General features: G+C 75.5%; 23 protein-coding genes. 12 read left to right on the top strand and 11 right to left on the bottom strand.

From position 1 onward, the window contains the following. Positions 1–127: 127 nt before the first annotated feature. The 4 genes from ACI79K_RS02605 to ACI79K_RS02590 all read right to left on the bottom strand — a co-directional run bounded on the left by ACI79K_RS02605 (position 128) and on the right by ACI79K_RS02590 (position 5,581). Positions 128–2,656: an FtsX-like permease family protein gene (locus ACI79K_RS02605; RefSeq protein ID WP_456598881.1), complete on the bottom strand. Its 2,529-nt coding sequence runs from the start codon at positions 2,654–2,656 to the stop codon at positions 128–130. Between the two features lie 6 nt (positions 2,657–2,662). Next, positions 2,663–3,448 carry an ABC transporter ATP-binding protein gene (locus ACI79K_RS02600; protein WP_456598880.1) on the bottom strand — a complete coding sequence of 262 codons (786 nt, stop codon included), beginning with the start codon at positions 3,446–3,448 and terminating at the stop codon, positions 2,663–2,665. A gap of 291 nt (positions 3,449–3,739) precedes the next feature. Then, complete coding sequence (locus ACI79K_RS02595) at positions 3,740–3,973, bottom strand: heavy-metal-associated domain-containing protein (RefSeq protein WP_456598879.1); 234 nt, start codon at positions 3,971–3,973, stop codon at positions 3,740–3,742. A gap of 108 nt (positions 3,974–4,081) precedes the next feature. After that, positions 4,082–5,581 (bottom strand): MFS transporter, encoded by a 1,500-nt coding sequence (locus ACI79K_RS02590; protein ID WP_456598878.1) that lies wholly within the window; start codon positions 5,579–5,581, stop codon positions 4,082–4,084. Between the two features lie 128 nt (positions 5,582–5,709). Here ACI79K_RS02590 and ACI79K_RS02585 point away from each other — a divergent pair, with 128 nt between their 5' ends. From ACI79K_RS02585 to ACI79K_RS02565, 5 genes are all read left to right on the top strand, one after another. Continuing rightward, positions 5,710–8,424, top strand: coding sequence for an AAA family ATPase (locus ACI79K_RS02585; RefSeq protein ID WP_456598877.1), 2,715 nt, complete (start codon positions 5,710–5,712; stop codon positions 8,422–8,424). A 343-nt stretch (positions 8,425–8,767) separates the two neighbouring features. Beyond that, positions 8,768–10,387 (top strand): molybdopterin-dependent oxidoreductase, encoded by a 1,620-nt coding sequence (locus tag ACI79K_RS02580; protein WP_456598876.1) that lies wholly within the window; start codon positions 8,768–8,770, stop codon positions 10,385–10,387. 172 nt (positions 10,388–10,559) lie between these two features. After that, positions 10,560–11,153, top strand: a complete 594-nt coding sequence (locus ACI79K_RS02575; RefSeq protein WP_456587745.1) for an HhH-GPD-type base excision DNA repair protein — start codon at positions 10,560–10,562, stop codon at positions 11,151–11,153. Positions 11,154–11,253: 100 nt separating this feature from the next. Beyond that, entirely contained in the window at positions 11,254–11,598 is a 345-nt protein-coding gene (locus ACI79K_RS02570) for a DUF3099 domain-containing protein (protein ID WP_456587746.1), read from the top strand. 251 nt (positions 11,599–11,849) lie between these two features. Beyond that, positions 11,850–12,080: a DUF3039 domain-containing protein gene (locus ACI79K_RS02565; RefSeq protein ID WP_456587747.1), complete on the top strand. Its 231-nt coding sequence runs from the start codon at positions 11,850–11,852 to the stop codon at positions 12,078–12,080. 2 nt (positions 12,081–12,082) lie between these two features. On the opposite strand, the gene ACI79K_RS02560 is transcribed toward ACI79K_RS02565, so the two are convergent. The 5 genes from ACI79K_RS02560 to ppgK all read right to left on the bottom strand — a co-directional run bounded on the left by ACI79K_RS02560 (position 12,083) and on the right by ppgK (position 18,539). Continuing rightward, complete coding sequence (locus tag ACI79K_RS02560) at positions 12,083–13,144, bottom strand: YihY/virulence factor BrkB family protein (RefSeq protein WP_456587748.1); 1,062 nt, start codon at positions 13,142–13,144, stop codon at positions 12,083–12,085. A gap of 83 nt (positions 13,145–13,227) precedes the next feature. Continuing rightward, positions 13,228–15,426 (bottom strand): VanW family protein, encoded by a 2,199-nt coding sequence (locus ACI79K_RS02555; RefSeq protein WP_456598875.1) that lies wholly within the window; start codon positions 15,424–15,426, stop codon positions 13,228–13,230. Between the two features lie 142 nt (positions 15,427–15,568). Beyond that, positions 15,569–15,793: a DUF7455 domain-containing protein gene (locus ACI79K_RS02550; RefSeq protein WP_091930645.1), complete on the bottom strand. Its 225-nt coding sequence runs from the start codon at positions 15,791–15,793 to the stop codon at positions 15,569–15,571. A gap of 378 nt (positions 15,794–16,171) precedes the next feature. Beyond that, positions 16,172–17,515, bottom strand: a complete 1,344-nt coding sequence (locus tag ACI79K_RS02545; protein WP_456587750.1) for an RNA polymerase sigma factor — start codon at positions 17,513–17,515, stop codon at positions 16,172–16,174. A gap of 280 nt (positions 17,516–17,795) precedes the next feature. Continuing rightward, complete coding sequence (gene ppgK, locus ACI79K_RS02540) at positions 17,796–18,539, bottom strand: polyphosphate--glucose phosphotransferase (RefSeq protein WP_456587751.1); 744 nt, start codon at positions 18,537–18,539, stop codon at positions 17,796–17,798. A gap of 96 nt (positions 18,540–18,635) precedes the next feature. Here ppgK and ACI79K_RS02535 point away from each other — a divergent pair, with 96 nt between their 5' ends. Further along, positions 18,636–19,466, top strand: a complete 831-nt coding sequence (locus tag ACI79K_RS02535; RefSeq protein ID WP_456587752.1) for an inositol monophosphatase family protein — start codon at positions 18,636–18,638, stop codon at positions 19,464–19,466. A 13-nt stretch (positions 19,467–19,479) separates the two neighbouring features. Here ACI79K_RS02535 and ACI79K_RS02530 read toward each other — a convergent pair whose 3' ends face one another. Both ACI79K_RS02530 and ACI79K_RS02525 read right to left on the bottom strand, forming a co-directional pair. After that, positions 19,480–20,025 (bottom strand): LytR C-terminal domain-containing protein, encoded by a 546-nt coding sequence (locus ACI79K_RS02530; protein WP_456587753.1) that lies wholly within the window; start codon positions 20,023–20,025, stop codon positions 19,480–19,482. Between the two features lie 119 nt (positions 20,026–20,144). After that, on the bottom strand, positions 20,145–21,191 hold the full coding sequence (locus ACI79K_RS02525; protein ID WP_456598874.1) for a phosphotransferase family protein: 1,047 nt from the start codon (positions 21,189–21,191) through the stop codon (positions 20,145–20,147). A 285-nt stretch (positions 21,192–21,476) separates the two neighbouring features. Here ACI79K_RS02525 and ACI79K_RS02520 point away from each other — a divergent pair, with 285 nt between their 5' ends. The 6 genes from ACI79K_RS02520 (at position 21,477) to ACI79K_RS02495 (ending at position 25,295) form a co-directional block, all read left to right on the top strand. After that, positions 21,477–21,776, top strand: coding sequence for a DUF4193 domain-containing protein (locus ACI79K_RS02520; protein ID WP_456587755.1), 300 nt, complete (start codon positions 21,477–21,479; stop codon positions 21,774–21,776). 84 nt (positions 21,777–21,860) lie between these two features. Continuing rightward, a complete protein-coding gene (locus ACI79K_RS02515) occupies positions 21,861–22,736 on the top strand; it encodes a hypothetical protein (RefSeq protein ID WP_456598873.1) in 876 nt (291 codons plus the stop codon). 27 nt (positions 22,737–22,763) lie between these two features. Then, entirely contained in the window at positions 22,764–23,267 is a 504-nt protein-coding gene (dut, locus tag ACI79K_RS02510) for a dUTP diphosphatase (RefSeq protein ID WP_456596424.1), read from the top strand. A 1-nt stretch (position 23,268) separates the two neighbouring features. Beyond that, positions 23,269–24,003 carry a DUF3710 domain-containing protein gene (locus ACI79K_RS02505; RefSeq protein ID WP_456596425.1) on the top strand — a complete coding sequence of 245 codons (735 nt, stop codon included), beginning with the start codon at positions 23,269–23,271 and terminating at the stop codon, positions 24,001–24,003. 64 nt (positions 24,004–24,067) lie between these two features. Next, on the top strand, positions 24,068–24,445 hold the full coding sequence (locus ACI79K_RS02500) for an OB-fold nucleic acid binding domain-containing protein (RefSeq protein WP_456596426.1): 378 nt from the start codon (positions 24,068–24,070) through the stop codon (positions 24,443–24,445). Positions 24,446–24,506: 61 nt separating this feature from the next. Next, complete coding sequence (locus tag ACI79K_RS02495; RefSeq protein WP_456587760.1) at positions 24,507–25,295, top strand: DUF3159 domain-containing protein; 789 nt, start codon at positions 24,507–24,509, stop codon at positions 25,293–25,295. The last annotated feature ends 79 nt before the right edge of the window (positions 25,296–25,374 follow it).

The following is a 25,374-nucleotide window of genomic DNA, read 5'->3' as shown; positions in this document are numbered from 1 at the left end:
GGGGGGGGCGCGGGCGGCGGGGGGGGGGGGGGGGGGGGGGGGGGGGGGCGGGGGGGGGGGGGGGGGGGGGGGGGGGCCGCCGCGCCCCGGCCCCGGGGCCCGTGGAGCCGGGCCCGGCTCCCGGTGGTCAGCGGGTGGCGATGGCGGTGAGCACGTCGAGCCTCGCGGCCCTGCGGGCGGGCAGCAGCCCGGCGGCCAGGCCGGCGAGCACCGCCGCGGCGGTGACGGCGAGCAGCCTGACCACGGGGACCTCCATGACAAACGGGTTGTCCCCGGACAACCCGGCCAGGGTGGCCGCGGCCAGACCGAGACCCAGACCGACGCCCACGACCGCGGCGACGGCGGCGATCAGCGCCGCCTCGGCGCGGACCATGCCGGCCAGCTGCCCGCGGGTCATGCCGACCGCGCGCAACAGGCCGATCTCGCGGGTCCGCTCGACGATGGACAGCGCCAGGGTGTTGGTGATGCCCAGCAGCGCGATCAGCACGGCGAACCCGAGCAGCACGGTGATCAGACCGAGCACCTGGTCCACGGCGGCGGCCCGACCGGCCGCGGCCTCGGCCTGGTCGAGCACCTCGGCGTTGGGGAAGTCGGCGACCGCTGTGCGCAGCGCCGTCCGCGCGTGGGCCGGGTCGGTGCCGTCGGCGAGGGCGACGTAGACGGTGGCGTCGACGTTCTCGCTGAAGTGGGCGGCGTAGGTGTCCAGGGAGATGACGTAGCTGGTGGACAGCGCGCGGGCGGAGTCGTCGGCCATCAGCCCGACCACCCGCAGCCGCTGGTCACCATCGCGCGGGAGGGTCAGCGCGAGAGTGTCGCCGACGGACAGGCCGCGCTCGGCAGCAACGCTGTCGGCGAGCACTATGCCGCCGTCGGTGAGGGCGGCCAGGTCGCCGGCGGTCATGTCGATGTCGGCGACACGGGGCAGGGTGGCCGGGTCGACCGCGGTGAGCGCGCTGGTCGTGCCGGCGTCGAGCCAGTGGCCGTAGCGGACCGCGGAGACGGTGGCGACCTCGGGCAGGGCGGCGACGCGGGCGGCGATCTGCGGGGACAGTCCGCCGAGCATCTCGTCGCGGCTGCTCTGCACCAGCAGGTCGGCGGTGATCGCCTCACCGGTGGTCGCTCCGATGGCCTTCACCGAGCTGCCGAGCACCGTGACGAAGCCGATCAGCGCCAGGCTCAGCGCCAGGGCCATCGCGGTGGCTGCGGTACGCCGCGGGTTGCGCACCACGGACTCCCGGGCCAGCTGGCCGGGCACGCCGAGGCCGGTGAGCGGCCGGCCGACCGCGAGCGCGAGCCGCGGCGTCAGCACGGGGCTCAGCACGATCAGGCCGAACAGCAGCAGCACCGCGCCCAGCGCTACGCCGGCGATGTCGCGCAGCAGCGCGGCGGCAAGCAGGCCCGCCAGGCTGAGTGCGGAGGCCGCCCAGCCGGCGATCAGCCGGCCGCGTCGGGGGGCCGTCGGCACGGGGTCGGAGCTACGCATGGCCTCCACCGGCGCGGTACGGGCAGCCCGTCGGGCCGGACCCAGCACGGCCAGCAGCGTGATCACCGTGCCGGCGGCCAGCCCGACGACGATCGTGCGGGCGGTGACGGTCAGCGGGCCGTCGGGCAGCGCCAATCCGACGCCGGAGGCCAGCCCCCGCAGGGCGTAGGCGGCGCCGACTCCGGCGGCGGTGCCGCCCGCGGCGCCGGTGACGCCGACCAGCAGCGCCTCACCGAGCACGGAGACGAACACCTGCCGGCCGGTGGCTCCGGCGGCACGCAGCAGCGCCAGCTCCCCGGCGCGCTGGGTGAGCACGATGCCGAAGGTGTTGGCGATCAGGAACCCGCCGACGACGAGACCGGCGGCGGCCAGCGCCAGCAGCACGATGCGCAGGTAGTCGATGCTCTCCTTGGCGGCGTCGGCGCTGGCGGCGGCGGCGTCCTGGGCGTTGGCCACGGCGTAGTCCTCGCCGAGGGCGGAGGCCAGATCGCCGCGCAGATCGGTCACGGCGACGTCGTCGGCGGCGAGCACGTCGAGCGAGGTGACTCCGGCGCCGAGGTCGAGCAGCGCCTGCGCGGTGGGCAGGTCGACCAGCGCCACCGTGCTGTTGGCCAAGCCGTCGCCGTCCCCGACGCCGGTCAGGCCGACCACGCGCAGCTGCCGGCTGGCGGTCGCCGACACGGTGACGGTGTCGCCGAGAGCGATGCCGTGCTCGGCGGCGGTCGCCGAGTCGAGCACCACCTCCCCGTCACCGGCCGGGGCGCGGCCGGCCCGCAGGCTGTAGGCGGTGAACGGGGCCTCGGCCCAGGAGGCGAGGATGGTCGGCCCCGCCAGTCCCACGGACTGCCCGTCGACCTGCAGCTGCCCTGGACCCGAGACCACCGCCCGGACCCGGTCGACACCGGGGGTGGCAGCGATGCGGTCGGCGAGGCCGACCGGTAGCGGGTCGCGCTGCACCTCGACCCCCATCGCGGCGTCGAAGGCGGCCGCACCCCGGACGGTGAGGTCGACGCCGGCGGCGGTGGCGCGGAACTGCTCGTCGAGCAGTCGACTGCTGGTGTCGGTGAGCACGAGGCTGCCGGCGGCGAACGCGACACCGAGCGCGACGGCCAGCCAGGTCAGCGCGAGCCGGGACCGGTGCGCGAGCGCGTTGGCGAGAGCCAGACGGAACATCTCGGCTCACACCCCCGCTCGCGTGTCGAGGCCGGCCATGCGGGCGAGCACCGTCTCGGCGGTGGGGTCGGGCAGCTCGTCGACGATGCGGCCGTCGGCGAGGAAGACGACGCGGTCGGCGGAGGCGGCCGCGACCGGATCGTGGGTGACCATGACGATCGTCTGGCCCAGCGTGCGGGTGGCGTTGCGCAGGAAGGACAGCAGCGCGGCGCCGGCGCGGGAGTCGAGGTTGCCGGTCGGCTCGTCGGCGAAGACCAGCTCTGGGCGGGCGATCAGCGCCCGGCCGACGGCGACGCGCTGCTGCTGCCCCCCGGACAGCTGCGCCGGGCGGTGGTCGAGCCGGTCACCCAAGCCCAGCATCGCCACCAGCTCCTCCTGCCACGCCGGGTCGGGGCGCTCGCCGGCGAGCGTGAGCGGCAAGCTGATGTTCTCGGCGGCGGTCAGCGCCGGGATGAGGTTGAAGGCCTGGAAGACGAAGCCGATCCGCTCGCGACGCAGCAGGGTGCGGTCGCGCTCGGACAGGGTGGTCAGGTCGGTGTCGCCGAGGAGGACCCGGCCGGAGTCGACGGCGTCGAGGCCGGCGAGGGCGTGCACGAGGGTCGACTTGCCCGACCCGGAGGGACCCATGACGGCGGTGAACTCACCGGCGGGGATCGCGACCGAGGCGCCGTCCAGGGCTCGGACGGTGGCCTCGCCGCGGCCGTAGGTCTTGACCAGGTCGATGGCGCGGGCGGCGATCGGCGGCTCGTCTTCCGTCGTCGCGGCGGCCGGGACGGCGGAGGAGCGGGTCATGGTCTCTCCTGCAGAGGCGGGCCGAGGGTGCGGTGGGAGAAGAGGGCGGGCGGGCATGGCGTCTCCAGGGGGCGTGTGAGGCGGGTGGTCAGCGGGTGCGGCGGCGCAGGGAGCGGGCCACGGCCGCCCGCGCGAGCTGGTGGGTGCGGGCGTCGTGGAGCAGTTCGGCCTGGCGGGCGTGGAAGAGCTCCTCGTGGAGCAGGTTCACGGCGGGTGTCCCTTCGTGCGGGCGGTGCAGGGAGTGGGGGAGCGCCGGCGGCGGGAGCATCGCGGGCTTCCGCCGCCGGGCGGTCAGGGCAGGACGCGGTAGCCGGCCGCCTCGATCGCGGCGGCGATGTCGGCGCGGTCCACCGGCCGGGTGGCGGTGACGGTGGCCATGCCGCTGGCCAGGTCGACGGTGACGGTCTCGACGCCGTCGACGGCGGCGATCCGCTCGGTGACCGCCTGGCGGCAGTGCGCGCAGGTCATCCCGGTGACGCGGAAGGTGGTGGCGCCGATGAAGGTGCGCGGGGTGCCGGACAGCATGGGGAGCTCCTGGTGCGTGGGTGCGGCGTCGGTCGGGAGGAGCCTCGACGCCGGGGTGGGTGCCTCTCACCGGGGAAATCGCCGGGATCTGTGCTGGGATCGGCCGGGTCAGTGCCCGTGCCCGTGCCCGTGCCCGTGCCCGGCGGTGCCGGCCGGGGGCTTGCCGCCGGGAACGGCGAGTGCGGTGAGCACGAACAGCGCGGCGAGGACGGCGGCGGTGACGGCGAACGCCCGGCCGTAGCCGTCGATGAGCCCGGCGGAGGTGGCGAGGTTGCCGGCGACGGCGGTGAGCGCGGCGACGCCGAGGGCGGCGCCGATCTCGTGGCCGGTCATCATCAGCCCCGAGGCCAGCCCGGAGCGCTCGGCGGGCACGTCGCTCATCGCGGCGACGGCGATGGCCACGAACATCGGGCCGACACCGGCACCGACGAGCAGGAAGCCGGGCAGCACGTGGGCGGCGTAGGAGGTGCCGCCGGCGCTCGTGGCCAGCAGCAGCACGCCGGCGGCCAGCACGACCAACCCGCCGAGGATGAGGGTGCGGGCGCCGAGGTGGCCGATGACCTTCGACGCAGCGGCGGCGGCGAGGGTGATCGCGGCGGCCAGCGGCAGGAACTGCAAGCCGGCCACGACCGGCGTCGAGCCCACGATGGCCTGCAGGTACAGCGAGGTCAGGAAGATCGCGCCGACCACCACACCGGTGACACCGGCCATCACCGCCGAGGCCGAGACCAGCGACCGCATCCGCCAGGTGGCCGGCGGGATGAGCGGATCGGCGGCGCGCCGCTCGAGCCGGGCGAACGTCGTGAGCAGGGCGGCGGCGGCGACCAGCGCGAGCCAGGTGCGCGGCGCGGCCCAGCCGGCCGAGCGGGTGGCCTCGATGCCGAACACCAGGGCCAGCAGCCCGCCGACCAGGGTGAGCGCACCGGGCACGTCGAGGCGGCGCAGCGCACCGGTCCTCGCGTTGCCGCGGGTCACGGTGCGCAGGGTGCCGAGCACGACGGCGATGCCGATCGGCACGTTGATGAAGAAGACCGCCCGCCAGCCCAGCGCGCTGGTCAGCGCCCCGCCGAAGAGCACGCCGGCGGCGATGCCGAGGCTGCCGACGGTGCCCCACACCGCGAGCGCGGTCTGCCGCTGCTTTCCGGCGTAGGCGGTCATGATGATCGACAAGGCGGCCGGGGTGAGCAGTGCCGCACCGGCACCCTGCGCCGCCCGGGCTCCGATGAGCGTGAGCGGGGTCTGCGCCAGACCGCTGACCAGCGACGCGGCGGTGAACAGGGCGATACCGGCGAGGGCCGCGCGGCGCCGGTCGAGCAGGTCGGCGATCCGGCCGCCGAGCAGCAGCAGCCCGCCCGACAGCAGCACGTAGGCGCTGATCGTCCACTGGTAGTCCGCGGCCGACAGGCGCAGGGACTCGCTGATGGACGGCAGGGCGACGTTCACCACCGACACGTCCAGGATGACCATGAACTGGGCGGCGATCATCAGCGCGAAGACCGTCCACGGCCGGCGCGGCTCGTCCGCGGCAGGTGCCGCGTGACCGTGGCCGCAGGCGTGCGGGTGCTGGTGAGCGGGCGCCGCCGGTTCGATGGTGGGGTGGGCCGACATGGCTCCTCCTCGAGGTGGGTCTGCGGGTCTGGCTGCCACGCTCGCCGCCGTCGAGGGCCCTCACGCCGGGAAAACCACCGGGATCGCGATCACGGGACCTGTCCGCTGCGGTCGGTACGGTCCCGTTCGTGCTGGCCGGACGGGATGCCGAACGCGCGGCGATCGCTGCGCTGCTCGGCGCCGCCCGCGCCGGGGCCGGCGGATCCCTGGTGATCCGCGGCGTGGCCGGGTCGGGCAAGTCGACGCTGCTGGCCGACGCGGTCAGCGCTGCGGCCGGCATGCAAGTGCTGCGCACGTCGGGGGTGGAATCGGAGTCGCCGCTGGCGTTCGCCGCGTTGCAGCGGCTGCTGTGGCCGCTGCGCGCCCGCCTGGACGCGCTACCGGCGCGGCAGGCCGCCGCGCTGGGCGCGGCACTGGGCGAGGCCGACGGCGAGGGCGATCGGTTCCTGGCGTTCCTGGGAACGCTGAGCCTGCTCGCCGACGCCGCCGAGGAGGCCCCGGTGCTGGTCGTGGTCGACGATGCGCACTGGCTCGATGACGCCTCGGCCGCGGCGCTGCTGTTCGTCGCTCGCCGGCTGCAGGCCGAGCGCGTCGCGCTGCTGTTCGCCGCCCGCGAGGGCGAGGGCTACGGCTTCGAGGCGCCCGATCTTCCCACCGCCGTGCTCGGTGGCGTGAGCGGTGCCGACGCCGAGGAGCTGCTGACCGCCCAGGGCAACGGTGAGGTCGACCCGGCGGTGCGCGACCGGCTGGTGACCGCGACCGGTGGCAACCCGCTCGCGCTCGGTGAGCTCGCCGCCGCGCTGACCGGTGACCAGCTGGCCGGGCGGGCGCCGCTGCCGACCCCGCTTCCGTTGACCGGCGGGGTCGAGCGCGGGTTCCTCGACCGGGTCCGTCGCCTGAGCGCGCCGGCCCAGCGGCTGCTGCTCCTGGTCGCAGCCGACGACACGGGCCGGCTGACCGTGGTCCGCGACGCCGCCTCGCGTCTCGACATCGCCGACGACGCCCTGGACGAGGCGGAGGGGATCGGGCTGCTCCGCGTCGACGGCGACACCCTGGCGCTGTACCACCCGCTGGTCCGCTCGGCGGTGTACCGGGCGGCCACCAGCGCGCAGCGCCGCGCTGCCCACCGAGCGCTGGCCGACGTCCTCGGCGCCGACCTCGACAGGCGCGCCTGGCACCTGGCCGCGGCGGCCGATCGGCCCGACGAGACGGTGGTCGGCGCGCTCGACGGCGTCGCCGAGCGCGCCGCCGCCCGCGGAGGACACGAGGCCGCCTCCGCCGCCTGGGCCCGCGCGGCCGAACTGACCGTCGACAGCGCCGCCCGCGGCCGGCGGCTGTTCTCCGCTGCCTCCTCGGCCTGGCTCGGCGCCCATCCGTCGCACGCCGCCGGGCTGGCGGCCGCCGCCGCGGCCGACCTCACCCACCCGGTGCAGCGCGCACGGCTGCTGCTGCTGCAGGGCCAGATCGAGTGGAACACCCACTCCCTCGACGACGGCTACGACCTCGTCCTGGAGGCCGCCACCCTCGCCGCCACAGCCGACGAGGCGATCGCGCGGCCGCTGGCGATGCTCGCCGCGGCGCTGTCGGCGTTCGGGGCGCGCTCCCCGCGCCCGGTCGACCCCGCCACGCTGGTCGGCCAACCTCCCGCCGACGCACCGGCCACCGGCCGGGCGGCCTGGGAGCTGCTGCAGGGGTTCGCCGCCGTCGGCCGGCGGGACTGGGCGCACGCCGCGGCCGCGTTCCGGCGCGCGTTCGACCTGACCGACGCCGAGCCGCTCGACGGCGACCACGTGCTGCAGCCCAACCTCGGCATCGCCGCCTGGCTCATCGACGACGACGAGCGCAGCCTGCGGCTGCACGCCGAGCAGCTGACCGCCGCCCGCCGCGCCGGCGCGCTCAACATGGTCGAGCACGCCCTCACCCGCGGGTTCCCCGCGCAGCTGGCGACCGGGGCGTGGACGAGAGCGGCCGCAGCCGCCGCCGAGGCGCTGCCGCTGACCGCGAGCACCGGCTCCACTGGGCTGACCGCCCTGCCCACCGCGCAGCTGGCGGTGATCGCGGCCCTGCGCGGGGACGATGCCGCCAGCCGTCACCTCGCCGACGTCGCCGCGGTCCGCGCGGCGCACCCGGTCGGAATCACCGACAGCCTCGTCACCGACCTGGCGCACTGGGCGCAGGCGCTGCGCGGCGCCGACCGGCCCGCGCCCGCGCTGCACCACCTGGAGCAGCTGCAGAACCCGATGCTGCGCCGCATGGCCGCCCTGGACGTCTTCGACATCGCCGTCCGCGCCGGCCGGACCGACGTCGTGCGCACGTGGCTGGCCGAGGTCGAGCAGTTCGCCGCGGCCACCGGCATCGCCTCGGCGGTCGCCGTCACCGAGCACGGCCGCGCGCTGCTCGCCGACGGCCCGGACGCCGAGAAGCACTTCCTGGCCGGCCTCGATGCGCACGCCGCCTCACCGCGGCTGCCCGACCGGGCCCGCACCCAGCTTGCCTTCGGTGAGCACCTGCGGCGCACCCGGCGGCGGGTCGACGCCCGCGAGCACCTGCGGGCCGCGCTCACCGTCTTCGAGGAGCTCGGCGCCGCGCCCTACGCCGAACGGGCCGCCCAGGAGCTGCGCGCCTCCGGGGAAACCGCCCGCCGCCGCGACGTCACCACCACCACCGAACTGACCGCGCAGGAGCGCCAGGTCGCCGCACTCGTCCGGCAGGGCCTGTCGAATCGGGACGTCGCGGCGCGGCTGTTCGTGTCCCCCCGCACCGTCGACTTCCACCTGCGCAACGTGTTCAGCAAGCTCGGCGTGGCCTCCCGGGCGGAGCTCACCGCTCTTCCGGTCGACTAGCCGCAGGGCTCGGGCCTGCTCCGGCGCCGTGCGGGCGTCCGGAACCGACCTGGAGGTTCTCCCCGGGTGCCCGGACCGGCCGGCGCGACGTTCCCGGCCGGCACGTTCCCGGCCTGCCCTGGCAGACCTGCCGCGGCTCCGCTCTGCTCGCCTCCTCGGCGCTCACGCCCGGGCGCTGGCCGCCCGGCTCATCGCGGACGCCGCCGGGCCGCAGCAGCCCACCGGCCCGGCCCCGGCAATCCCGGCGGTTCTCCCGGCGTGACGCCGGCGGTCCGTTCCTAGCGTCGGCCTCAGCCCACCGAGCCACTGATCCGCGACCGACCGCGCACCCGAGGAGCCCTGGATGGCCCACCACCCCACCCCTGCTGCACGTCCCGCGCGGACCGGCCTGCTCGCCGGGCTGCTCGCCGCCGCGGCCGGTGAGATCGCCGCCTCCGCCACGCGCCGTGGCCGCTCACCGTCCTCCGGCCTGGCCCGCGGCCTGGTCGACGCCGCCCCCGCGATGCTCGTCGACGGCGGCGTCGCCCTCGTCGGCCGGGCCGACAAGCCCGGCCTGGCCGTGCTCGCGGCCGGTGCCAGCGGCCTCGCCGCCGCCGCTGGCGGCACCGTGGCCGGCCGTCGCCCGCTGCTCGGTGCCGCCGTGGCCGCTGCTCCGCACGCCGTCGGCGGCTACCTCGCGCTGCGCCGCGGCGACGCCTCGGCCCGGGACACCGCAGCCGCCACGGCCGCCGGCATGTTCACCGCCGCGGCCGCGGTCGCGGTCGCCCCGCTGACGGTACCGCCGTCGGCGGTGCTGGCCGCCGCCGCGGGGGCCACGGGCGCGGTCGTCGCCACGGACCGCCGCGCACGTCGCCGTGGCGCCGCCGCGCTGCGCGACCAGGTGGCGTTGCCGACCCCCGTCCGGTCGCTGCCGCCGGTGCCTGCCGCCGACGCGGCACCGCAGCCGGGCGTCGCCCCGCTCCTGGCCGAGCCCGGCGAGCTGGTCGTCATCGACGTCACCGTCCCCGAGCCGCGCACCGACCTCGGCACCTGGCGACTCGAGGTGGACGGCGAGGTGGAGCGGCCGCTGTCCCTGACCCTCCGCGAGCTCCTCGCCCTGCCCCTGGAGGAGCGCGACCTGCTGGTGATCTGCGTGCACAACCCCGTCGGCGGCGACCGGATGGGCTGCGCCCGCTGGACCGGCTTCGGCCTGGCCGACCTGCTCGAGCGGGCCGGCGTGACTGACGACGACGGCTGGCTGGTCGCCGAGGCCGTCGACGGCTACGCCAACGTGCTACCGCTGGCCGTGGCCCGCCGGCACGGCTTCCTCGCCGTCGGGATGGCCGGGCAACCACTGCCCCGCGAGCACGGCAGCCCCGCCCGCCTGCTCGTCTCCGGCCGGCACGGGCAGGACGGCAACCTCAAGTGGTTGCGGCGCCTGACCGTCACCGCGACACCTCCGCCGTCCTACTGGGGCTCGCGCGGCTGGACCGACGGCACCTACCCGGTGCACCCGGCCTCCCGCATCGACGCCCCCGGCCCGCATGCCCACATCCAGCCCGGCGAGGTCACCATCCGCGGCTACGTCTGGGCGCCGCCCATCGGCGTCGATCGCGTGCAGCTGCAGATCGACGGCGGCCCGTGGACCGAGGCCACCCTCGGCGTCGACCTCGGCCCGGACGCCTGGCGGCCATGGGCGGCCCGATGGGCGGCCACGCCCGGTACGCACCGGCTGCGCGTCCGGTGCCGCACGACCACCGGCCAGTGGCAGGAGGAGGAGACCACAACACCCTTCCCGCACGGCGTACGGGGCCTCCACGCCATCACCGTCCACGTCGGCGGCAGTCCCGCCGGTCCGGCGCTGCGCCGGCTGGTCGGCCTGGGCGTCACCCGTACGAGCTGGGCGGTGCGGAGTGTCGCCGCATGGCGTCATCCCGAGCCCAGCGGTCCGGCCGCAGCCCGGCCCGCCGACCCAGCCAGCTGACCACACGCATCGCCACCCACCCACACCTCTCGCTCCCACCGTTCTGCGCCGATCGCAGGAAGGGTGTTCCGATCAGCGCTCTGTCCCTGACCTCACAGGAACTCGCCATCGAGACGCTGCCCCTTGTCCGAGGGTGATTGCGGCAGGACCGCTCTACGGCACCATCTCCGACGTGACCACCTTGCGCATCGCCCAGGACGACGCCGCCGACGAGCTGCTGAGCCGAGACCCGCTCGCGCTGCTGATCGGGATGCTGCTGGACCAGCAGTTCCCCATGGAGCGGGCCTTCGGGGCCCCGCGCCTGCTGGCCGACCGGCTCGGCGTGGACAGCCTCTCGGCCGAGCAGCTGGCGGCGATGGACCCCGAGGAGCTCGTGCGGGTGTTCCAGGGACCGCCGGCGTTGCACCGCTACCCCGGTTCGATGGCCGGCCGCGCCCAGGAGGTGTGCCGGACCCTCGTCGAGCGCTACGACGGCCGCGTGGAGGGGCTGTGGGCCGACGCACCCGACGGCGCCACGGTGCTGAGGCGGCTGAACCAGCTGCCGGGCTTCGGGGCGCAGAAGTCGAAGATCTTCCTCGCGCTGCTCGGGAAGCAGTACGACGTCACCCCGCCCGGCTGGCGGGAGGCGGCCGGTGACTACGGCGCCGACGGCTCCCGGCGCTCGGTCGCCGATATCACCGGCCCGGAGACCCTGGCCGAGGTGCGGGCGTTCAAGCAGGAGCAGAAGCGGGCCGCGAAGGCGGCGAAGCAGGTGACGACGGGCTGACCGGGGCCCCTGCACCGGGCCCCGCCCGGTGGCACCATGGGGGTGGTCCGGGGAGCCGGCGGGGCTGATCCCCCGCGGCCACCGGCCAGCGGAGGGAAGGGTGCCCGTGGCCTCGAGCCAGCAGTTCCCGCGGTCGCGCAAGCCGGAGCCGGTGCTGATCACCGAAGCTGCGCCAAGCCTGACCGACCAGCAGGCCGCCCGCAGGCGGCGCTACGTGATCACCATGGCGATCCGCGGTCTGGCGCTGATCCTGGCTGCCGTCTTCTACAAGATCGTCTGGCTGATGATCATCCTGGCGATCCTCGGCACGGTGCTGCCGTGGGTCGCGGTCGTCATGGCCAACGACCGGCCGCCCAAGAGCCGGACCCGCCTCGCCGGGGTGGATGCCCGGCCGGACCGGGTGCTGGAGAACCCCGCCCGGACGGGGCGCGTCATCGAGGGATAGCCGGTGAGGGCGGGCCGGCGCGCTCCGGGCTGACCGACCACCCCGGCCGCGCAGGTCACGACCGCGCCGGTGCGGAGCGCCGCTGCGACGGCGGCGGCCGCCGGCCGTCGGCGACCTCGGGGGACAGGACCGGGCGGGGAGCGGTGTTCGCGGCCGGCACCCTGTCAGAATGGTCGCCGGGTGCGCCGAGCACCGCGGCGATCCCGGCCGCGCGGCCGTCGCACGACTGCACCGTCGAACAGGGAGACCGCATGAGCAGCAGCGACATCCTCGAGCGGCCGGACGTCCGCGACTCCGACACCGGCAACGCCAACGAGGTCTTCCACTACGTCAAGAAGAACAAGATCGCCGAGAGCGCCGTCATGGGCACCATGGTCGAGGCGCTGTGCGGCGAGGTCTTCCCGGTGACCAAGAGCCCCAAGCCCGGTAGCCCGGTGTGCCCGGCGTGCAAGGAGGTCTACCAGCAGCTCCGCAAGGAGTAGCGCTACCGCAGGCCGAGCCGGCGGGCCTCCTCGTCGAGCTTGGCCTGCCGCCGCTCCCGGCGGCGGCGCTCGTGCCGGCGCAGCGGCGCCGGCCAGCGGGCCTGGATGGTGGCGTTGAGCTCCGCACCCAGGAGCACCGCCATGCCGAAGAAGAAGCAGAACAGCAGGGCGCCGATCGGTGCCGCCAGCGCTCCGTAGGGCAGGGCGGTGGTGAGGAAGCTGCCGACGTAGGCGCGCAGCAGCAGCGCGGCCACCAGGAAGAACCCGAGGCTGAGCAGCGCGCCGGGCAGGTGCCGACGCCACGGCAGCCGGTTCGGCAGGGTCACGTGGAAGAAGCTGGTGAGCGCCAGCAGCAACCCGATCACCACGAGCGGCCAGTACACGGCGTTGATCAGCATGTCGGTGGTGCTCCGCCAGTCGGCCGGGACGAGGCCGACCAGCGTGCCGCGGCCGAGCACCAGGAGCGGGAGCGTCAGCACCGCGAGGAGAAGCCCGACGACGAACAGCCACAGCGCCTTCAGCCGGGTGCGGATCGGGCCACGCACGTCGCGCTGGTCGTAGGCGATGACGATGGTGTTCATGAAGGTCGCGGTCGCCGAGGACCCCGCCCACAGCGAGACCAGGAAGCCGACGCTGACCACCTCCAGCCGGCCCGAGCCCAGGATGTCGGCCAGCGTAGGCCGTACCAGGTCGTCGACGACGTCGTCGGTCAGCACCTCGGAGGAGGCGTTCAGCAGTTGTTCCTCGATCATCGTGACCGCGTCATCGCCGATGAGGGAGCCCAGGTAGCCCAGCGAGCCGAGCAACCCGATGAGCAGCGGCGGTACCGACAGGATCTGCCAGAACGCCGCCTCGGCCGACAGGCCGATGATGCGGTCCTGCCAGGCCTTGGCCAGCGTGCGCCCGAGCACCTGCAGGGGCACCCGCAGCGGGGTCGGCCACCGGCGCAGCCGGGAGGGCGGTGGCACATCGGCCCGGGTTGCGCCGGATGCGCCGGGAACGGGGGGCTCCGGCTCGTCCGCGCCGGCCCGGGCGGGCGAGCCGCTGGGGAGGACGGCGCTCACCTGCACAGTGTGCACGCCGCGCCAGCGGGGACCGGCGGGACTCCCGGCGCCGGCGCCCCGCGGAACGCCTCGGGCGGCCGGCGTCAGGCCGCCCAAGGACGCGGCGGGCGCCGGCCTCCGGGCGCGGGCGAGCCGCCCGGTGCGGTGCCCTCGGGGCCCGGCGGGGCCGGCTCCTCGGCGGGGACGCAGTTGATCACGGGTTCGGCGGCGTAGCGCGTGCGGAAGGGCTCCCGCTTGATCTCCGCACCCGTGTCCAGGTCGCGGAAGACGCGGGTCACCGTGATGTCGAACCCGGTCGACCCGGACTGGGGCTCGCAGGTCGGGCTGTCCGGCTTGTTCTGCACGACCGGCTGGCGGATGTTGTAGCGCTCGCTGCTGATCGACTCGATCTCGTAGCGCGGGGTCCCGTAGAAGGTGACGGTGATGGTGCCCGGCGTCCAGGCGGTGTCGATGTAGACGCCCGTGTCCCCGTCGTTGCGCCACTTGAGGTCGATCGAGTCGTAGTAGACCGTCGCCTCGCGGCCGGCCGGGTAGCGGCTGATGTAGTAGCTGTGCGGCTTGTGGAAGACGTCCTCGAGACCGGCGAAGAAGACGGCGTTGAACATCGTCGTGGCGAACTGGCTGATGCCGCCGCCCACGGCGGTGGTGAACTCGCCGTTGTTGATGACGCCGGCCTCGACGTAGCCCTGCGCCAGACCGCGGGGTCCGGTGAAGCCGTTCAGGCTGAACGTCTCCCCGGGCATGACGATCGCGCCGTCGACCTCTTCGGCCACCACCCGGATGTTCGTCCCGCTGGCCGGGTTGCCGATGTTGGTGGTGAAGCTGGAGATCTCCTCCCGGATGCCGAGGGCCTCGGCCTCCTCGGTGGTGAAGTCCGCGGGGACAGGGCCCAGTTCGGCGGTGACGGTCCGGGGCGCGTCCTCGGTCAGCACCGGCAGCAGCTGCTCGGCCAGCCGAGCCGGCGCGATACCGGTGCCGTCGACCGACGGGACGACGCGCACCGAGCCGCCGGAGACGTCGAAGGTGGCGTCCTGCGCCGGGGCGCCGAAGACCGACAGCTCGTCGCCGAGCGCCGCCTGCAGCGACCCGGGGTCCAGCTCGACGGCGAGCTCGCCGTCGTTCTCGGGGGTGAAGGCGAGCGCGTCGGCGATCGCCGTCACCGGCACCTCGGCCGAGGTGGTGCCGTCCTGGCTCACGACCTGGACGGGCGCGGAGAGCGCGGGGGTGACCGTCTCCTCGAGGACGCGGCGGGCCTCCTCGGCGTCGACCCGGACGGGGGTCTCTTCCACGGGCAGCTCGATCGGCGTGCTGGGGTCCCCGCCGGAGGCCAGGGCGTCGGTGATCGCGTCGGCGGCGCCCTCCCGGTCGAGGGTCCGGCCGTCCACCGGCTCCACGACCGACGGCGTGGTGCCCTCGATGGCGATCGTGGCGTCCTGCGGAGCGCGGTCGACCTGTGCGGCGATGGCCTCGATCTGCGCGTTCAGCGCCGTCTCCTCGCCGGTGATCACCGGCTCCACCTCGCGGTCGGAGACGAGCGTGACCAGGCGCGTCCAGGGGTTGAGCGGCTGCTCCTCGGCCGCGTCCACGGTGCGGGGGACGTCGAGGGTGATCCCCGCCGTGGCGGGGGAGAGGGTGGCCGTCACGTCGGCGGCGGTGACGGGGTGGTCGGCCACGACCCGGGGGGCGAGCTGCTCCTCCAGCCGCTGGGCCGCCATCGCGGGGGAGAGCCCGCCGACGTCGACACCGGCGACGACGGTGTTCCGCGGCACCTCGCCGGAGGACGCGACCAGGTCGATGCCGTAGAGGGCGGCCAGCGCGGCCAGGACACCGGCGGGGACCAGGGCGGCGCGGCGCCGCCACCAGGGGCCACGAGGGCCGCCGTGGTCCTCCTGTCCCGGCGGCGGGGGACCGGCGGCATCGGCGTCCTGGGTGGCCGGCTCGGGGGGCGCGGCGTCCGTGGCGTCCGTGGCGTCGTGGTCGTCGACGGGAGGGATGACGCCGGTTCGCGCGCTGTCGTCGTCCGCGGCGGGTGCCTCCGCGTCCACCGGTATGCGGCGGGTGCTGGCGGCGTCGTCGTCCACCGGGTCCGACCCGGTGGCGGCGTTCTCCGCAGTGACCGGGGACGCAGCGGGCGTGCCGGGCTGCCAGTCCCGGCCCACCGGACGGGTGTCGTCCGCCCCGGCCTGGTAGGCCGGGACCGAGCCCGTGGGCGGTGGTGGCCCGTCGCCGGCGTCGGGACGCATGCGCACCGTCTCGTCGGATGCGGGGTGGTGCTGGGACATGGGGGTTTCCTCCGGTCGCCGCCGACCGGGGGTCCCCACAGACGACGGAGCCGCCGGCCCGGCGCCCGCACGAGGCGGGACGTCGGACGCGGCGGCGTCGTCGGGTGAGGCGGTCATCGCGGGCGCGACGATAGCGCCTCTCTCACGCAGTTACGCGCTGCTCGCCCTCAGTGTCGATGATGTCGACGGCGATGTCACGCAGCTTGCCCTCGTACTCGCGGGCGTGGTGTCCGCAGAACACGAGGTCGCTGCCGTTGGCGAGCACGACACGGACCTTGGCAAGTGCGCCGCAGCGGTCGCAGTGGAAGGGCACGACCAGGTCGTCGGCGGCGGGGGTCGTCGTCAGCGTCTGGGTCATCTGGGTCATCACTCGCTCTCTACCGCACGGACCCGCGGCTGCGGATCGGCCTCCTGCACAGCGCCAGGATGGCCCCTCGGATTCCCGTTCCCGCCCGGTTCATCCCGGACTCGCCGATTGAGATGAGTCCGTAACACGCCGGGCGTGGGTGGAGCGGGTTCAGCAGGGGACGTCACTGGCTGGGACGGGTGGTGCACGTGCTGGTGATCATCTGCCGGGCCGTCGGGTGACCGGTCCGGCCGTGGGTCCGCTGCTGTTCTGACGGGCCCCACGCTACGCCGTCTACCCGACAGGTGTCGGCGTACACCGCCACCGGCACTCCGTGCCCCGTCCGGGTCATGGCGCTGTGCGAGGCCGGCGGCGGCGTCCGGGACCGGTGCCGGCGGCCTAGTCCAGGTAGTCGCGCAGCACCTGGGAGCGGCTGGGGTGGCGCAGCTTCGACATCGTCTTCGACTCGATCTGACGGATCCGCTCACGGGTCACGCCGTAGACCTGGCCGATCTCGTCGAGGGTGCGCGGCTGGCCGTCGGTGAGGCCGAAGCGCAGCCGGACCACGCCGGCCTCCCGCTCGGAGAGGGTCTGCAGCACGCTGGTCAGCTGGTCCTGCATCAGGGTGAAGCTGACGGCGTCGACGGCGACGACGGCCTCGGAGTCCTCGATGAAGTCGCCGAGCTGGCTGTCGCCCTCGTCGCCGATGGTCTGGTCGAGGCTGATCGGCTCCCGGGCGTACTGCTGGATCTCCAGCACCTTGTCCGGGGTGATGTCCATCTCCTTGGCCAGCTCCTCCGGGGTGGGCTCGCGGCCCAGGTCCTGGAGGAGCTCGCGCTGGATGCGGCCGAGCTTGTTGATGACCTCGACCATGTGCACCGGGATGCGGATGGTGCGGGCCTGGTCGGCCATGGCGCGGGTGATGGCCTGGCGGATCCACCACGTGGCGTAGGTGGAGAACTTGTAGCCCTTGGTGTAGTCGAACTTCTCGACCGCGCGGATCAGGCCGAGGTTGCCCTCCTGGATCAGGTCCAGGAACGCCATGCCGCGGCCGGTGTAGCGCTTGGCCAGGGAGACCACGAGGCGGAGGTTGGCCTCCAGCAGGTGGTTCTTGGCGCGCTCGCCGTCGCGGACGATCCAGTTGAGGTCGCGGCGCATCTGCGGGGAGAGCTTCTGGCCCTCCTCCTCGGCCTGGCGCAGCCGCTCGGCGCCGTAGAGGCCGGCCTCGATGCGCTTGGCGAGGTCGACCTCCTCCTCGGCGTTGAGCAGCGCGACCTTGCCGATCTGCTTGAGGTAGGCGCGGACCGAGTCGGCCGAGGCGGTGAGCTCGGCGTCCTTGCGGGCCTGGCGGAGGGCCTCGGACTCCTCCTCCTCGTCCCACTCGAAGTCGGTGCCGCCCTCGGCGGTCTCCTCCTCGGCGGCGACCTCGACACCGTCCTTGCCGGTGACGACCGTCTCGTCGAGCTTGAGGCCCTCGGAGCCGGCGTCGACGACCGCGACCGCGCCGTCCTCGCTGGCCACCGCGGTGAGGACCGTGCCCTCGCCGGCCGCCGTGGACGGGGTGATCGCCGGCTTTGCGCGGCCCTTGGCCGCGGTCGTGGTACCGGCGGCCTTGGCCGGTGCCTTCTTCCGCGCAGCGGCCGGCTCGCCGGCCGGCTTCTTGGCACGGGTACCGGCTGCGGCCGTCCTGGCGCGCGGGGTGCTCGCTGCGGCTGCTTCCGGTGCTGGCTGATCGGCGGGCACTCAGGTTCCTTCCCGTGCTGGGTGCGTTCCCCGGGGGACCGTGTGGCCCGCGGGCAGCGGCTCCGGCCCTGTGCTCGGAGCGGGAGGGGACCCCACGGACCGGCGCGGCGTTTGGCCACGATCGGGTATGGGAATCCCTCCCGGCTGGAGCGCGGCGGGCTGGGGCTCCACCATTGTAACGACGTCGCCGGGTGAAACCAGCGCCTCGCACCCCGGCCCCTCGCTCCGAGGGGGCGGTCGGCTCACCCCGGGAGGGTCACCCGGCGCCGGGACGCCGCGGTCAGGCCTCGCCGCGCTCGGCCGCAGCCAGCGCGGCCCCGACGATCCCGGCGTCGTTCTGCAGCTCCGCGGGCACCACCGGGGTGCGCGTGGACAGCAGCGGGACCCACTTGTGGGCCTTCTTGCTGACCCCGCCGCCCACGATGATCAGGTCCGGCCAGACGCCGGCCTCCAGGACGTCGAGGTAGCGGTCGACGCGCTGCGCCCACTCGGGGTAGCTGAGCTCCTCCCGCTCCCGGGCGGCCGCGGAGGCGCGCTTCTCGCCGTCCTCGCCGTCGACCTGGATGTGACCGAACTCGGTGTTGGGCACCAGCTTCCCGTCGACGAACAGCGCGCTGCCGATGCCCGTGCCGAACGTGAGCATGAGCACCACCCCGCGCCGGTCGCGGCCGGCGCCGTAGCGCATCTCGGCCAGTCCTGCGGCGTCGGCGTCGTTCAGCGTCTCCACCGGGCCGGGGACGCGCTGGGCGACCCCCGCGGCGAGGTCCGTGCCCAGCCAGGTCTTGTCGACGTTCGCGGCCGTGTGCGCGACGCCCGACTTGAGCACCCCCGGGAAGGTCACCCCCACGCGTCCGGACCACCCGAACGACCCGACGATGCGAGCCACGACGTCGAAGACGGGCTCGGGCAGCGACGGCTGCGGCGTCTCGATGCGCAGCCGCTCCCCGATCAGCCGTCCCTCGTCCAGGTCGACCAGGCACCCCTTGATGCCGCTGCCGCCGATGTCCACCCCGAAGCCCTGCACGCCGACAGGCTAGTGGAAGGCCCCCTCGCCCCTTGCAGCTCGCATGCTCGCAGCGGGCCCCGACGAGGGGTCCCCTCCCTGCGGCAGGATCGCCGCATGACCTCTGCGCACGCACTTCCCTCCGACCGGCCGGCACCGGGCGCGCTGCTGGAGCTCGCGGTGACGGCCGCACGGGAGGCCGCCGCCCTGGTGGCCCGCGGGCGGGAGTCCGCCGGCGAGCACGTCACCACCAAGTCCAGCCCCGTCGACGTCGTCACGGCGGTGGACACCGCCAGCGAGGAGCTGCTGGTGCGGCGGCTGCTCGCCGCCCGGCCGGCGGACGGGGTGCTGGGGGAGGAGGGGGCCGCACGCGAGGGGACGAGCGGGGTGCGGTGGATCGTCGACCCGATCGACGGCACCGTGAACTTCCTCTACGGCATCCCGGCCTACGCCGTCTCGGTGGCCGCCGAGGTCGACGGGGTGGTGCGGGCCGGCGTGGTGCTCAACGTGGCCACCGGGGAGCTGTTCTCGGCGACGTCCGGCGGCGGCGCGTGGCTGGAGTCGCCCGGGCGGCCGCCGCGCCGGCTCACCGTTCCGACGCCGGAGGCGCTGGACCGGACGATGGTCGCAACCGGCTTCGGCTACCGGGTCGAGCAGCGGAGGGCCCAGGGCGCGGTGGTGGCGCAGCTGGTCACGCGCGTGCGGGACATCCGGCGGTTCGGCAGTGCCGCGCTGGACCTCTGCGCCGTGGCAGCCGGCCGGGTGGACGCCTACTACGAGCTCGACCTGAACCCGTGGGACCACGCGGCCGGCGCGCTGGTGGCCGCCGAGGCGGGCGCGGTGGTGACGGGCCTCGACGGCACGCCGGTCGGCGAGCCGATGGTCGTCGCGGTGGCGCCCTCGGTGGCCGAGCCCTTCCTCGCGCTGGTGTCCGAGCTGCACCGCTGACCGGCAGTGCGGCTCAGCAGTCCTCGGCGGCGCTCTCCGGCGCGGTGAGCGCCGTCTCGACCTCCTCGGGGGTGGCCAGGCTGTCGGGGAAGGTGAACTCGGGGCCGAGGACGAGGTCGACGACCGCGGTGGCCCGGGTGTCGCGGTAGTCCCCGACGCCCGGCGCGTGCACCGCGAGGAAGCGTGCGGCGTCGTTGCCCGGCGAGCCGTGGCGGACCTCCCCGACGCCCTCCACCTCGCGGCTGCTCGGGTCGTTCGCGACCTCGCTCACCGTGAAGCCGCGTGCGGCGAGCTCGTCGGCCACCGTCTGCGCGAGCCCGCCCTGGTCCGTGGCGTTGAGGACCCGCACCGAGACGGCTGCCGGGTCCAGCGACGGGGGCGCCGCCTCCGCGGTGGCGCACGCCCGCGCGTCCGCGGCCTGCTGCTCCCGGTCCTGCCGGACCACCGTCCACCACACCGCTCCGGCGGCCAGCGCGAGGACCAGCAGGAAGATCAGCGGGGGGAGCGGGCGACGGCCACTGCGCGGGCGCACCGGAGGCTGGACGGTGCGCTCGGTCACGGGAATGCTCCTCGGGCGGGATCCGGCAGGCGGGGGGCCGACCGGCCGGGACGGGACGGACGGCGCCGACGACTGGTGCGGACGGCTGTCAGCAGCGAGCTTAGGGGCGGACGGCGTCCCTAGATCGCACCGTCGTCCAGCGCGGCGCGTCCCCGCTCGACGCAGGGGTCGATCCGGTCGGCGTAGCCCGCCGTATCCTTGCCCGCCATGGCTCCGGCGGCCGAGCGGGCGACGATGCCGGCGACGATCGCCGCGAACTTGAAGTAGGCGAAGCCCACGTACCAGGGCAGGTCGGAGAGGTCCAGGCCGCTGCGCTCGGCGTAGCGTGCCGCGACCTCCGCGCGGGTGGGGAAGCCCTCCAGGGCCGTCACCGTGCTCTGCCCGGCGACGCTCCGCTCCCCGGCCTGCGGCCAGTAGACGTGGAGCATGCCCAGGTCGGCCAGCGGGTCGCCCAGGGTCGACATCTCCCAGTCCAGCACCGCCCGGACGCGGCCGGGCACCTCCGGGTCGAGGAGGCAGTTGTCCAGCCGGAAGTCGCCGTGGACGATCCCGTGCCGCTGGGTGGTGGGCACGGTCTCCGCCAGCCGGGCGGCGAGGGCGTCCAACCCCGGACGCTCGCGGTCGCGGGTCGCCTCCCACTGCTGGGTCCAGCGACGCACCTGGCGGGGCATGAAGCCCTCCGGTCGGCCGAAGTCGCCCAGGCCCACCGCGACGTGGTCGACCGAGTGCAGATCGGCCAGGACGTCGACCAGGCCCTCGCCGATCGCGCGCCGCCGGGCGGGATCGTCGGCGTAGCCCTCCGGGATCCGGTCGATGACGTGCAGGCCGACGACGCGCTCCATCACGTAGAACGGCGCGCCCAGCACGCTCGTGTCGGTGCACAGGTGCAGTGTCCGCGGCACCGGCACCGGCGTGGGGACCAGCGCGGAGATCACCCGGTGCTCGCGGGCCATGTCGTGCGCGGTGGCCAGCACGGCGCCCGTCGGCGGACGCCGGAGGATCACCGCGTCGTCCGCGGACCCGCCCTCGGGCGTCACCACGTAGGTGAGGTTGGACATGCCCGCGGCGATCAGCTCGACGTCCACCGATCGCCATCGCTCCTCCCCGAGGACGGAGGCCAGGTACGGCCCGACGACGGCTGGATCAGCACCTGGGGGAGTCGCCACCGGCGCAGGGTAACCTCTGGCGCTCCGCCGCCCGCCCGGCCCTTCCCGGGCCCGATGTGTCACCTCCGCGGAGTCGGGCACAAATCGGGGCCGGACGGCGTTGGGGGGCTGCTGGCCACTCCGCGAGGAGAGGCCGGCGCAGTGGACGGGCGCCCGGTGAGGGACGCCCCACACCGACCCACCGGTCGCCCACCGGCGATCGGCCAGGACGACGGCGCGCACCCCGCGCCGCGTCAGACGAGCGGGCACGACGCCCGCGAGAACCCCGGAGGAGGGGCACACCCCATGGCCACCGACTACGACGCCCCGCGCCGCAACGAGACCGACGAGCTCGGCGAGGACTCGCTCGAGGAGCTGAAGGCTCGCCGGGCCGAGGCCCAGTCCTCGTCGGTCGACGTCGACGAGACCGACTTCAACGAGAACCTCGAGCTCCCCGGAGCGGACCTGTCGAACGAGGAGCTGACCGTCCGCGTCCTGCCCAAGCAGGAGGACGAGTTCACCTGCTCGCGCTGCTTCCTGGTGCAGCACCGCAGCCGTCTGGCCTCCACCCGCGGCGACCAGCTGCTCTGCCGCGACTGCGCCTGAAAGGACCCCCGTGCCCCCCGCCACTCGCAGGCTCGCGGCGGGACCCTGCACGGGGGCCGTTCCAGTACCTCACCTGGGGGACCGATGACCGAGGGGCCGCGGACCGGGGCGCCGCGTGACGTCCCGCCGCCACGACCGGTGGCGCCGTCGGACGGCGCCGCGCCGGTCGAGGAAGGCCCCCTGGCGCGCGCCGGGCGGGCCGTCGCCGACGCCGTCGCCGGGCTGACCGGGAGCGGCGCCGACCGGGCGGCCGGAGGCGGCCTGCGCGACGTCGTCGGTGCCGTCGCCGGCGCCGTGGCCGGAGCGTTCGGCGCAGGGGGCAGCGGCCCGCCGACGCCCGGCCCGGCCGACGCCCGGGTTCCCGGCGGGGACGGCCGGGCACCTGGCGCCCTGCTGGGCGACCTCCTGGCGGCCGCGGTGCCCCGACTGCCGATCCGTGACCGGGAGCGGCTGCGCGCCGCCCATCCCGGTCTCTCGGACGACGAGATCGCCGAGGCGCTCGTCCAGCGCGCCGGCCGGGCCACCTCCGGGATCGGCGCGGCCACCGGCGGGCTGTCCGCCGCGCACTGGTTCGCGCCGCCGTCGCTGCTCGCCGTGCCCCTGGAGCTGGGGGCGGAGACGGTGCTGGTGGCCGCGGTGGAGGTCGTCCTCATCGGTGAGCTGCACGAGCTGCACGGCCGACGACCTCCCGGGGACGCCGCCGCGCGCGCCCAGGCATACCTGGCCGGCTGGTCGCAGCAGCGGGCCGTGGCCGGCGTCGGCGCCGCGGGGCTCGGCTCCGTCCTGGGCACCGCCGGTATGCGCGCCCTGCGCCGGCGCATGACCCGCCGGCTGGCCGGTGCCGTCCCCGGCGCGGCCCCCTTCCTCGTCGGCGCCGCGCTCTCCGGCCGGGTCAACCGCCGGGCGACCGAGGGCCTGGCGCGCCGCGTCCTGTCCGACCTGCGCGGGCCCGGAGCGTGAAGGCGGGGACCTTATAGGGTCGCCGACGTGCCCGATCCCTCCGCCGAGCTGGACGTGCCCGTCCTCCTCACCGCACCCGACGCCGCCGTCCCGCGCTACGCGCTGGCCGGTGACGCGGGCGCCGACCTGGCAGCAGCCGAGGACGTCGAGCTGGCCCCCTTCGAGCGGCGGCTGGTGAGCACCGGCGTCGCGGTGGCCATCCCGGAGGGCTACGCCGGTTTCGTGCACCCGCGCTCGGGGCTGGCGCACCGGGTCGGGCTCAGCATGGTCAACGCGCCCGGCACCATCGACGCGGGGTACCGGGGCGAGATCATGGTCAACCTCATCAACCTCGACCCGGCCGCCCCGCTGCGCCTGTCGCGCGGCGACCGCATCGCGCAGCTCGTGGTGCAGCCGGTGGTCCGCGCGCGGTTCGTGCCGGTCCCCGAGCTGCCGCCCAGCGAGCGCGGCGGGGGTGGGCACGGCTCCACCGGCGGGTACCAGGCCGGTGCGGCCGGGTCCTCCGACACTCCAGCACCCGAGGGGAACTGACATGCCGTTCGGACGACGGCGCAACCGCATCGACCGCAGCCTGCGCGAGCGGGGCGTCCCCCCGGAGCCGCAGCAGCGCATCCGGGACGTCCCGCCCACGAGCGGTCCCTGGGACGAGGCCGACGCGCCCGACGACGGTCTGGCGCGCATCGACCTGGGTGCGATCCGGCTGCCCGCACTGCCCGGCATGGACCTGCGGGTGGAGCTCAACCAGCAGCAGAAGGTGATCGGCGCGACCCTGCGCCACGGGGACTCGCTGCTGCAGATCGCGGCCTTCGCCGCGCCCCGGGCGGCCGGCATCTGGGACGACGTCCGCGCCGAGCTGGCCCGCAGCGCCTCGGGTCAGGGCGCGTCGCTGCGCGAGGTGGAGGGCCCGTTCGGCGCGGAGCTCGTCGGCACCGTCGTGGCGGCCCCGCCGGCGCAGCCCGGGCAGGCCGCCCAGCCGCCGGTCCGGCGACCGGCCCGCTTCCTCGGCGTGGACGGACCCCGCTGGTTCCTGCGGGGGCTGCTCAGCGGTTCCGCGGCCGCGGGCGCCGAGGCCGAGGCGGCGGCGTTGGAGACGGCGTTCCGCGGCATCGTCGTCGTCCGGGGCAGCGAGCCCATGCCGGTGCGCGAGCCGCTCCCGCTCGCCCTGCCCCCGCAGGCCGCGGCCCAGCTGGCCGCGCAGCGGCCCGCCCCGGGGACGGCTGCGGGCCCGCGGTCGCCGGACGGCGGGCCGGCTGCCGGCCCGGCCTGACGACGCGATGCAGGGAACACCCGCGCGCGTCCCCGTGGGCACCGTGGCGCACTACGCTGGAACCGTGACGGAGACCCGACCGGCGGGCTGGTGGTCGCGCACGTTGCAGCGACTCACCGCCGACGACCACGCCATCGACGCGCAGGAGCTGCGCGCGGGAACGGCCACCGCCGGCTGCGAGCCGGTCAGCACCTGCCGCAAGGGCGCGGTGGTCACCGTCACCGGTCGGCTGAAGTCGGTCGTCTACACGCCGCGCGAGACGGTGCCCACGCTCGAGGCCGAGCTGTTCGACGGTTCGGGGTCGGTGACGCTGGTGTGGCTGGGCCGGCGGCGGATCGCGGGCATCGAGCCCGGTCGGTCGCTGACCGCGCGGGGGCGGTTCGCCTCCTTCGAGGGCCGGCAGGTCATCTACAACCCCTGGTACGAGCTGAGCGCCGGCTGACCACCGCCCAGCGGCGGGGAGCCGTCATGCGTGGGCCGGGCAGCGATCGGGGGAGACGAAGGTGACCGCAGCGGGCCGGCCGGGCGACGGCGAGCACGTTCCCGAGGCGGGCGCGCCGGCCTCCCCGTTCGACCGCGAGCAGCTGCTGGCGCAGCTCGGTGGCTGGCGCGGCATGCTCGACGCCACGCTGCCCACGGTCGCCTTCATCGTGGCCAACGGCATCGCCGGGCTGCGCACCGGCATCTGGGCGGCGGTGGTCGCGGCGGTCGCGGTCTTCGTGCTGCGGCTGAGCCGCCGGCAGAGCGTGCAGCAGGCGGTGAGCGGCCTGGTCGGGGTCGGCATCGCGGTGGCCATCGCCGCCAACACCGGTCAGGCCCGCGACTTCTTCGTGCTCGGCATCGTCCGCAGCCTGGTGGTCGGGGTGGTGCTCCTGGGCTCGATCCCGCTGCGCTGGCCGCTGGTCGGGGTGGTGGCCGAGTTCCTGGCGCCGAGCCACCTCGGCGCGATGGCCACCCACTCGCTGCCCTGGAGTCGTCGGGCGGCGCGCGAGGACGCGCCCGCGCCCGCCACCGCGCCGCCGGTGCCCGACCCGGCGGCGGTGCCGCAGCTGCACTGGCGCCGGGAGCCCCGGCTGCTGCGCGCCTACTCCTGGCTGACCGCGCTCTGGGCGGCCTCGTTCTTCCTGCGGGCAGGGGTGCAGTGGGTGCTCTACCGCGCCGACGAGGTGGAGCTGCTCGGCACGGCGTCGGTCGTGCTCGGCCTGCCGCTCACCGCGGTCGTGCTGGTGGTGACCCTGTGGGTGGTCGCCCGGCTGCACCGGCACCGCGCGCCCGGCCCGCCCGTCACCTGATCACGACTCCGGTGCAGGGGCACGCTGCGGCCCCGTCGAGAGGCTCACCCCGAGCCTGCGAGGGATGAGGAGGACGGGG

The organism is Blastococcus sp. SYSU DS0616, assembly GCF_054051015.1.
This window is presented reverse-complemented; position numbering and strand designations above follow the sequence as displayed.

Excerpts from the sequence above, each read along its gene's own strand:
- ACI79K_RS02605 (WP_456598881.1), bottom strand. The coding sequence starts at position 2,656 with ATGTTCCGTCTGGCTCTCGCCAACGCGCTCGCGCACCGGTCCCGGCTC.
- ACI79K_RS02600 (WP_456598880.1), bottom strand. The coding sequence starts at position 3,448 with ATGACCCGCTCCTCCGCCGTCCCGGCCGCCGCGACGACGGAAGACGAG.
- ACI79K_RS02595 (WP_456598879.1), bottom strand. The coding sequence starts at position 3,973 with ATGCTGTCCGGCACCCCGCGCACCTTCATCGGCGCCACCACCTTCCGC.
- ACI79K_RS02590 (WP_456598878.1), bottom strand. The coding sequence starts at position 5,581 with ATGTCGGCCCACCCCACCATCGAACCGGCGGCGCCCGCTCACCAGCAC.
- ACI79K_RS02580 (WP_456598876.1), top strand. The coding sequence starts at position 8,768 with ATGGCCCACCACCCCACCCCTGCTGCACGTCCCGCGCGGACCGGCCTG.
- ACI79K_RS02565 (WP_456587747.1), top strand. The coding sequence starts at position 11,850 with ATGAGCAGCAGCGACATCCTCGAGCGGCCGGACGTCCGCGACTCCGAC.
- ACI79K_RS02555 (WP_456598875.1), bottom strand. The coding sequence starts at position 15,426 with ATGTCCCAGCACCACCCCGCATCCGACGAGACGGTGCGCATGCGTCCC.
- ACI79K_RS02550 (WP_091930645.1), bottom strand. The coding sequence starts at position 15,793 with ATGACCCAGATGACCCAGACGCTGACGACGACCCCCGCCGCCGACGAC.
- ACI79K_RS02535 (WP_456587752.1), top strand. The coding sequence starts at position 18,636 with ATGACCTCTGCGCACGCACTTCCCTCCGACCGGCCGGCACCGGGCGCG.
- ACI79K_RS02520 (WP_456587755.1), top strand. The coding sequence starts at position 21,477 with ATGGCCACCGACTACGACGCCCCGCGCCGCAACGAGACCGACGAGCTC.
- ACI79K_RS02515 (WP_456598873.1), top strand. The coding sequence starts at position 21,861 with ATGACCGAGGGGCCGCGGACCGGGGCGCCGCGTGACGTCCCGCCGCCA.
- ACI79K_RS02505 (WP_456596425.1), top strand. The coding sequence starts at position 23,269 with ATGCCGTTCGGACGACGGCGCAACCGCATCGACCGCAGCCTGCGCGAG.